At 70.7% G+C, this 8,717-nt stretch carries 8 protein-coding genes; 2 read left to right on the forward strand and 6 right to left on the reverse strand.

Going from position 1 to position 8,717, the window contains the following annotated elements; all coding sequences use genetic code 11:
- Positions 1-654 precede the first annotated feature (654 nt).
- Positions 655-1,326, forward strand: coding sequence for a M23 family metallopeptidase (locus GUY60_RS29505; protein WP_161703279.1), 672 nt, complete (start codon positions 655-657; stop codon positions 1,324-1,326).
- Positions 1,327-1,342: 16 nt separating this feature from the next.
- Here the strand turns inward: GUY60_RS29505 and GUY60_RS29510 are convergent, their stop codons facing one another.
- Entirely contained in the window at positions 1,343-1,942 is a 600-nt protein-coding gene (locus GUY60_RS29510; protein ID WP_161703280.1) for a TetR/AcrR family transcriptional regulator, read from the reverse strand.
- A gap of 137 nt (positions 1,943-2,079) precedes the next feature.
- Between GUY60_RS29510 and GUY60_RS29515 the strand changes: the two genes are divergently transcribed.
- Positions 2,080-3,696 (forward strand): MDR family MFS transporter, encoded by a 1,617-nt coding sequence (locus GUY60_RS29515; protein WP_161703281.1) that lies wholly within the window; start codon positions 2,080-2,082, stop codon positions 3,694-3,696.
- Positions 3,697-3,929: 233 nt separating this feature from the next.
- Here the strand turns inward: GUY60_RS29515 and cseC are convergent, their stop codons facing one another.
- The 5 genes from cseC to GUY60_RS29540 all read right to left on the reverse strand — a co-directional run bounded on the left by cseC (position 3,930) and on the right by GUY60_RS29540 (position 8,423).
- Positions 3,930-5,342: a two-component system sensor histidine kinase CseC gene (cseC, locus tag GUY60_RS29520; protein ID WP_161703282.1), complete on the reverse strand. Its 1,413-nt coding sequence runs from the start codon at positions 5,340-5,342 to the stop codon at positions 3,930-3,932.
- The gene (gene cseB, locus GUY60_RS29525; protein WP_161703283.1) at positions 5,339-6,058 is read right to left on the reverse strand and encodes a two-component system response regulator CseB; all 720 of its coding nucleotides are present in this window, start codon (positions 6,056-6,058) and stop codon (positions 5,339-5,341) included. The genes cseC and cseB overlap by 4 nt, the downstream gene beginning before the upstream one ends.
- Positions 6,059-6,068: 10 nt before the next feature.
- Positions 6,069-6,716 carry a hypothetical protein gene (locus tag GUY60_RS29530; RefSeq protein WP_161703284.1) on the reverse strand — a complete coding sequence of 216 codons (648 nt, stop codon included), beginning with the start codon at positions 6,714-6,716 and terminating at the stop codon, positions 6,069-6,071.
- Positions 6,704-7,252, reverse strand: coding sequence for a SigE family RNA polymerase sigma factor (locus GUY60_RS29535; protein ID WP_161703285.1), 549 nt, complete (start codon positions 7,250-7,252; stop codon positions 6,704-6,706). The genes GUY60_RS29530 and GUY60_RS29535 overlap by 13 nt, the downstream gene beginning before the upstream one ends.
- A 250-nt stretch (positions 7,253-7,502) precedes the next feature.
- Positions 7,503-8,423, reverse strand: coding sequence for an HhH-GPD family protein (locus tag GUY60_RS29540; RefSeq protein ID WP_161703286.1), 921 nt, complete (start codon positions 8,421-8,423; stop codon positions 7,503-7,505).
- Positions 8,424-8,717: the final 294 nt, after the last annotated feature.

Genomic DNA, 8,717 nt, shown 5'->3' on the forward strand with positions numbered 1-8,717 from the left:
ACCCGACCGCCACACATAGATTCTCGCCGGCAGCGTCAGATGGGTATAAGAGACAGGCAGTGCGGTGGGGCAGGGATCGGCCGCGTACGGGGCGCCGGCGGGGCGGTTGCCGTCGGTGCCGTTGAGGTGGGTGCGGCGGGGTCGCCTCGGCCCGCTTCCGTAGCCCCGAAGGCCGTTCGCGGCAGGTGTTCCGGAGTAGTGCCGGTCACATCCGAGGGCGCCTCGATCTTGGTGCCCGGTGACATGACGCACAGGCGATTTGGGCGGTACTAGCCGGAATAGTGGAGTGAGGTCCCACCGGGTGGGGGACCTTCGGGTGACAACCGTCGGGACTAAAGTCCCGAATCGGGACAGGACCGGGCAAGACCCCTGAAGATGTCCAGAATTAAGCCCCTGAAGTGGGGCTAAACACGACTTCCCAGACGATTTCCCGTAGATCGCAAAGGGGGCGTTCGGGGCGTCAAGGGGGATTCATTCCTCCGGTCGCGTACGAGCCGGGGTAGTAGAAGGGCCGCTTGAGCGTGGCCCGGGGGGCGGGTTACCAAGGTGGGGCAGCCCGGTCGCAGAGGTCGTGTGACCGGGTCCGCTCATGTCGTTGTTCCGGACGCGAACGTCCGGGTCGCGACTCCCCCCACACCACGGAGGTAATCCGCGATGTCGAAGCGCGCCGAGTCCCACATATCCAAGTCGTCGCTGTTCCGTACCCGGGCGGTCGTTCTTGCTGCCGGAGTCGGCGTGGCGGCGACGCTCGGCGCGGGTGTCTCGATGGCGGCCGAAGCCGGTGCGGAGGGTGGCCTTTCCGGTGCCGCCGCGTCCGTCCAGGCGCAGGCGAAGGCGCAGGCGAAGGCCGCCGACGCGGCCAAGGCCAAGGCCGCGCACGCCAAGCAGGCCGCCGCGAAGAAGGCCGCGGGCTGGGGCGACCCGGTCAAGAACTACACGCTGAGCGCCGGCTTCGGTCTGGGCGGCAACATGTGGTCGCAGAAGCACTCCGGCCAGGACTTCGCCGTGCCGATCGGCACCAAGGTCACGTCCGTGCACTCGGGCACCGTCGTCAAGGCCGGCCCGAACGGCGCCGGTGACGGCCCCGCGTACGGCAACGCCGTGGTGATCAAGCACGACAACGGCCGCTACTCGCAGTACGCGCACCTGTCCAAGGTCGGCGTGCAGATCGGCCAGAAGGTGAACACCGGCCAGGAGATCGCCCGCTCCGGCAACACCGGCAACTCCAGCGGCCCGCACCTGCACTTCGAGATCCGTACGACCCCGAACTACGGCTCCGCGATCAACCCGGTCAGCTACCTGCGCGGTCTCGGCGTGACCGTCTGACAGACGTAGCTCGCGGTTACTTCCCGGTCTCCGGCGCCGTATGGGCGCGGACGACCAGTTCGGTGGCGACCTCCAGGAGGGCCTTGCGCTTCTCCTCGGGGTCGCCTTCGACGTCCTTGAGCACGAACATCCCGGCGTGCATGGAGAACAGCGCGCTGAAGCAGCGGACCTGGTCGGCCAGGGGGGCGTCCGGGTCGCGCAACAGGTCGAGCAGGCGCATCATCCGGGCCTTGAAGTCCTCGCCGGTGCGCAGCTCGCGCATCGTCGCCTGGTTCTCCTGCATGAACCGGAAGAGGCGTTCCGCACCGGCCAGCGCATCGCCGTACCGGCGCAGGATCTCCTGCTTGGTGTCCAGGGTGCGCGGCTGCTCGGCGGCCCACTCGATCAGCTCGTCGATGGTCCGCGTCAGGTCCTCGAAGAGGCTGTCGAGGATGTCTTCCTTCGTCTTGAAGTGGTAGTAGAGCGCGGCCTTGGTGACCTCGAGCTGCTCCGCGATCTCGCGCAGCGAGGTCTTCTCGTACCCGCGCTCGGCGAACAGATCCAGGGCGACGTCCTGGATGCGCTGCCGCGTATTGCCCCGGCGGGGTGCTCGGGGGGCGCCTGCACTGCTGCTCATCGTGGTCTCCTGCGGCCGTGCGCGGGCCGTCGCTCGTATGTCCGCAAAACTTACTTGACGCCCGGCTAGTTTCGGGTCTACCTTCCCCTACTGTAGCTAACTAGCCGGGCGTCAAGTAAGTACGGGGAGTGATCGCGATGGCGATATCCAAGAGAGAAGGGGCCGCGCGACCGGCGGAACCCCCACAGCAGGACACCGCCGCGGAGCAGGTCGAGGCGCCGAAGCGCAGTGTGCGCGTGGTGCTGCTCGCGCTCATGATCGCGATGCTGCTCGCCATGCTGGACAACATGATCATCGGCACCGCGATGCCGACCATCGTCGGTGAGCTCGGCGGCCTTGAGCACCTGTCCTGGGTGGTCACGGCCTATACGCTCGCCACCGCCGCGTCCACCCCGATCTGGGGCAAGCTCGGCGACATGTACGGGCGGAAGGGCACCTTCCTCACCGCGATCGTGATCTTCCTGATCGGCTCGGCGCTCTCCGGAATGGCCCAGGACATGGGCCAGTTGATCGGCTTCCGCGCGGTCCAGGGCCTCGGCGCCGGTGGCCTGATGGTCGGCGTCATGGCGATCATCGGCGACCTGATCCCGCCCCGTGAGCGCGGCCGGTACCAGGGCATGATGGCAGGCGTGATGGCGCTCGCCATGATCGGCGGACCGCTCGTCGGCGGCACCATCACCGACCACCTCGGCTGGCGCTGGTCCTTCTACATCAACCTGCCGCTCGGCGCGATCGCCCTCGCCATGGTCACCGTGGTCCTGCACCTGCCGAAGAAGCGCTCGCAGACCCGGATCGACTACCTGGGCGCGGTGCTCCTGACCGTCGGCATCACCGCGATCGTGCTGCTCACCACGTGGGGCGGTACGGAGTACGCCTGGGGCTCGACCATGATCGTCGGGCTCGGGGTGCTCGGCGTGGTGGCGCTCGTTGCGTTCCTGTTCTCGCAGACCAGGGCGGCGGAACCGATCATGCCGCTGCACATCTTCCGCAGCCGCAACTTCACGCTGATGTCCGTGATCGGCTTCGTCACCGGCTTCGTGATGTTCGGCGCGGTGCTCTTCCTGCCGCTGTACCAGCAGTCCGTCCAGGGCGCCTCGGCCACCAACTCCGGCCTGCTGCTGTTGCCGATGCTCATGTCGATGATGGTGGTCTCGCTGATCGCGGGCCGGGTCACCACCAACAGCGGCCGGTACAAGATCTTCCCCGTGGCCGGTGGCCTCCTGATGGTGGTGGGCCTGTTCCTGCTCGCCCAGATGGACACCGGCACGTCCCGGCTGACCTCCGGCCTCTACATGGCGGTGCTCGGCGCGGGCATGGGCTTCCTGATGCAGATCACCATGCTGGTGGCGCAGAACAGTGTCGAGATGAAGGACATGGGCGTCGCGTCCTCCTCGACCACGCTGTTCCGCACCCTCGGCAGTTCCTTCGGCGTCGCCGTGATGGGCGCCCTCTTCAACAACCGCGTCGCCGACGAGATGGCGCAGCAGGTCCCGGGTGGCGGCGGTGCGCTGCCCAACGCCCAGCTGGACGCGGCGAGCCTGGCGAAGCTGCCGGACGCGATGCGCGAGGCGTACCAGTTCGCGGTGTCGTCCGGGACGCACGGGGCGTTCCTGCTCGGCTCGGCGGTCGCGATCATCGCGCTCGTCGCGGCGCTGTTCGTCAAGGAGGTGCCGCTGAAGGGGGCGGGGCCGGAGAAGAAGGCGGACTCGGCGGAGGCGTCGGCATCGGGGGAGCGGGTGCCTGAGGCGGTTTGAGCGGGGGCCGGGTCGGTCGGCCGGGTCGGCGCTGGTCAGGTCGGCCCTGGCCGGGTCGGTTCGCCCGGCCGGCTCGGTTCGCCTGGCTGTGAACCCTCGCGGTTCTGCGGAAACTCAAGGCCCTCGGAGCGTTACGGCTCCGGGGGCCTTGGCGTGTACGGGAGTTGCCCCGTTACGCCTTGTCCGGTTGCCCGCCCCGTTCTCAGCGCCCCGCTGTCAGCCGCCCGTACCCCTCAAGCCAGCTTCGGCATCGGGTAGCTGCCCGTGCTCGTCGGCGCGTGTTCCGGCAGCCACAGCACCGCCACCGCGCCCTCGGCCGGGCCGTCGCCGTACTCAGGGCCGACGTTGCGGAACGTCAGGCGCGCCCCGAGTACCCGGGCCTGGCCCGCGGCGATGGTGAGACCGAGGCCGTGGCCGTGGCCCGCGCGGTCGGTGGAGCCGGTACGGAAGCGGCTCGGGCCGTCGGCGAGGAGCTCCTCGGGGAAGCCGGTGCCGTGGTCGCGTACGCGGATCACCCGGCCCTCGACGGAGATCTCGATGGGGCCCTTGCCGTGCTTGGTGGCGTTGGCCAGGAGGTTGCCGACGATGCGCTCCAGGCGGCGCGGGTCCGTCGTCACCTCCGACTCGTGCACCACCCGCACCTCGACCTCCGGATACATGGCGCGCACCCGGCGCGTGATGAACTCGCCGAGCGTGATGTCCTGCAGCTCGGCCCGCTCCGACGCCCCGTCCAGGCGGGCCACTTCGAGTACGTCCTCGACCAGGGTGCGCAGCGCCTGCGCGCGGTCCTTGACCAGTTCGCTGGGGCGGCCGGGCGGCAGCAGTTCGGCCGCCGTGAGCAGTCCGGTCACCGGGGTGCGCAGCTCGTGCGCGATGTCGGCGGTGACCCGGCGCTCCGCCTCGTACCGCTGCTTCAGCGCGTCGGCCATCGCGTCCACGGCACGTGCCAGATCGTCGGTCTCGTCGCGTACGACACCGCCGATCGCGTCCCGTACCCGCACCTCGGTCTGGCCCTGGGCGACCATGTGCGCGGCGGTCGCGGCCTCGCGCAGCCGGCGGGAGAGCTGGCCGCCGATCAGCACGCCGAGGGCGCAGCCGCCGAAGACGACCGCTATCGAGCCGATGATCAGCGCCTGGTCGAGGTCCTTCATCACGGTGGCGCTGCGGTCGGTGAAGCGGGAGTGCAGCGACAGTATGTGGCCGCCGCTGACCGGGGTCGCCGCCCAGATGTCGGGCGCCCCGCCGGTCTCCTGTACGTAGGTGGCGCGGCGGCCCGCCTCGGCCTTGGCGCGCAGCTCGTCGGGGAGTTCCCGGTCGTCGATCTTGCTCTGCAGCCGGGGGCTCTTGGACGATTCGTAGAGCCGCTGCGCCATCTGGAGCTGGGTGTCCTGCAGGTCCCGGGCGTTGTCCAGCATCGAGACGCGGGCGGCGTTGTGCACGACCAGGCTGAGCGCGAGCGCCACCAGGGCGCCGACCATCGCGATCGCGGCGCTGAGCTTCCAGCGCAGTCCCGTCCGCAGCCCTCTGGGGAACGAGATGAGCTTTTTCGGCAAGGAGATCGGCAAGGAGATCAGCCTCTTCGGCAGCGAGGTCGGAGAGGTCGCTGAGGTGGGAGAGGTCGGTGAGGTCGGCGAGGTCGGCCTCATCCCTTGAGCTTGTATCCGAAGCCGCGGACCGTCTCGATGCGGTCCTGGCCGATCTTGGTGCGCAGCCGCTGCACATGGACGTCGACGACCCGGGTGTCACCGCCCCAGCCGTAGTCCCACACCCGCTCCAGGAGCTTGTCGCGGGAGAGCACGGTGCCGGGCGCGGCCGAGAACTCCAGGAGCAGCCGCATCTCGGTGGGCGTCAGGGCGACCGTGGTGCCGCCGCGCCGCACCTCCATGCCCTCGGTGTCGACCTCCAGGTCGCCGAAGCTCAGCACCCCGCCGTTCACCTGACCGGCACCGTCGCCGCCCGCACCGGGCCCGCCGCCCGCAGGCCCGCCCGCGTGCCCGAAGCGGCGCAGTACGGCGCGGATCCGGGCGACCAGGACGGCGCCGTCGAAGGGCTTCGTCACGTAGTCGTCGGCGCCGGCCTCCAGGCCGAGCACCACGTCGATGGAGTCGGCCCGCGCCGACAGCATGATCACCGGCACGGTGGACTCGTCGCGGATCCGGCGGCACAGCGAGACCCCGTCGAGGCCCGGCACCATCACGTCGAGCAACGCGATGTCGGGCCGGTCGGCGCGGAACGCGTCGAGCCCCGCGAGGCCGTCGGGCATGGCGGTGACCGCGAAGCCGTCGCGCTCAAGGGCGAGCTGTGTGGCTTCGCGGATGACGTCGTCGTCCTCGACGAACAGGACGTGGGTCTGCTCGGCCATCGGCGCGCTCTCAGTTCTCCTCGGGCACGGGTCTGACGTCGCCGCCCGCGCTGCCGTATCGGTTGGTCCAGTGCTTGGTCTGCACGAAGGCGTCGTCCCGCCATTCGTAGAGGGTGATGTCCTCACCGGAGGGAATCGCCGCCGAGTCGTCCTTCTCGTACGTCTGGCGCGTGACGGTCAGTCCGTCCCGGTCGATCTCCGCGTACGAGGCGGGCTCCTCGGTCCGGAAGACATTCTCGTACGAATCGCCCTTGGGGCGGTAGACGTAACTCCCGATGCCGATGGCGTCTCCGCAGGTCAGGACGTTGACCACAACGTCGTTGCGGGCTCCGCCGGTCAGGTTGCCGTAGCTCACGTCGACCGGGTACGAGTCGCCGCCGCAGGGCTTCAGGTCGGCCTTGACCGACTTGCTGACCTTCGGGTCGTCGCGGACCAGCATGACCGGGTCGACCGCCGGCTCCTTGCCCGTGGTGTGCGACGGGACGGGCGAGCCCTGGGCGAACTGGTCGCTGCGGGCCGGGCCCTCGTCCCGGGTGCCGGTGCCGCCGGTGGCGCAGGCGGTGAGGGTGAGGGCGCCCAAGGAAAGGGCGAGGGCGGCGAGCGCGGCCGCCGCCGTACTCCCCGCCTTCGGTTCGCCGAGCCGTTTCAGGCCGCGCAACGCTCCCGCTCCTCACGTCCGAGCACTCCGCCGGCCGCCATCTCGGCGTTGCGGCTCTCCAGCTCCTGGCGGAGGCGGGCGAGCGCCCGGTGCAGTGTGCTCTTGACCGTACCGGCCGACATCCCGAGGGCGGCTGCCGTCTCCTCGGTGGACATCTGCTCCCAGTGTCGCAGCACGACCACGCTGCGCTGCTTCGGGGCGAGGACCTTGAGGACGTCCATCAGCAGGGCGCGGTCGGCGTGCTGCTCCGTGGAGTCGTCGACGCTGGCGTCCGGCAGCTGCTCGGTGGGGACTTCCTCCAGACGCCGGGCGCGCCACCACTCGGTCCGCGTATTGATCATCACGCGCCGCAGATAGGCATCCGCGAGCCGCTTGTCGGCTATCCCGTCCCAGCGGTTGTACGTCCGCACCAGCGCGGTCTGCAGCAGGTCCTGGGCGTCCACCGGGTCGGGCACGAGGCGGCGGGCGCTGCGCAGCAGGGCGTCCTGCCGCGTACGGACGTACTCCTCGAATTCGAGCACCTCGCCGTGCGCCATTCTCAACCGCCTCCGTCCCTCACAACTGCCGCGGACCGGGCCTCTCGCCGGTACATCTCCGAAGCTACGGACGCGGTGTAACGAGGTTTCGCGGAGGAGCATGCGGTGGGCGCACGGCTACCCCTCGGTTGTGTAACAGGGCCGAGGGTGGCCTCAGAATCGCCGGTGCTATGCCTGATCAGACCGCATTTCAGGCGGTGTAGGGGCGGCGTATGGACAACATTTCCAGGCGAACGCCGCCTTCGGGGCGTCAGCTGAGCGGGAGCCGGTACAGCCGCTCCGGGAGCGGCTCGACAAGGCCGTCCGCGACCAGGCCGTCGAGGGCGCGGGCGCGCTGCACCGGCTCGTCCCACACCCGGTCGAGCACGGCCTGCGGCACCGGCGCGACGGCCTCCCGCAGCACCGCGAGCAACTTGCCGCGCACCTGCCGGTCGGTGCCCGCGTACGTCTGGCCGCGGCGGGCGGGGCCCTGGTGCGGGGGCTTGCCGGCGCGCTGCCAGGCGCACTGCGCGGAGATCGGGCAGCGCGCGCAGTCCTCGTTCTTCGCGGTGCAGACGAGTGCGCCGAGTTCCATCGAGGCGGCGGCCCAGCGCGCCGCGGTGGGCTCGTCCTCGGGCAGCAGCGCGCGGGCGAGCTTGCGCTCGGCCGCCGTCGTCGCGTTCGGCGGGTACTGCACACCGGCGGCGGCCCGCGCGAAGACCCGGCGCACATTGGTGTCGAGCACCGCGTGCCGCTGTCCGTACGCGAACGAGGCCACCGCGGCCGCCGTGTACTCCCCGATGCCGGGCAGCGCCAGGAGTTGGGAGTGCTGACGCGGTACGTCGCCGCCGTGCCGTTCCGTTATCGCCACGGCCGCCCCGTGCAGGCGCAGCGCGCGGCGCGGGTAGCCGAGCCGGCCCCAGGCGCGCACGGCCTCACCGGGCGGCTCCTTGGCCAGGTCGGCGGGGCGCGGCCAGCGCGCGAGCCACTGCTCGTACACCGGCAGCACCCGGTTGACCGGCGTCTGCTGAAGCATGAACTCGCTGACCATCACGGCCCACGGACCCGCGTCGGGGCGGCGCCAGGGAAGGTCGCGTGCGTGCGCGTCGAACCACGCGATGACGGGGGCGTGGAGGACGTTCGGCGCGTCGGGAGCGCCGGGGGCTGGAGTGGGGGAAGTGGTCGCAGTCATGGCACGGCGAGTGTGCCACGGGCGAGTTGGGGCCGTGGACATGCCGTGCCGTGACCAGGCGGCGGCCGGTCGCCCCGACGGCGCCCGGCAGCGCGGAGTGCGCCGGTCCCCGTACGGGATGTACGGGTTACGGGCCGTCCCGCCGGGCGGCCTTGGCACGGTCACCGGGACCGGCGTACCGGCGCGGCCCGCCCGTTGACGAACACCGCGCCGAGACGGGGGCGGAGCGTGCGGTTCAGTGGCGTCCGGCGCCGGGGTGGCTGTCGGTGTGGCGGCTGTCGACGGGGTGCGGGG

The sequence above is a fragment of the Streptomyces boluensis genome (assembly GCF_009908195.1).
In the GTDB taxonomy this organism is placed as follows: Bacteria; Actinomycetota; Actinomycetes; order Streptomycetales; family Streptomycetaceae; genus Streptomyces; species Streptomyces boluensis.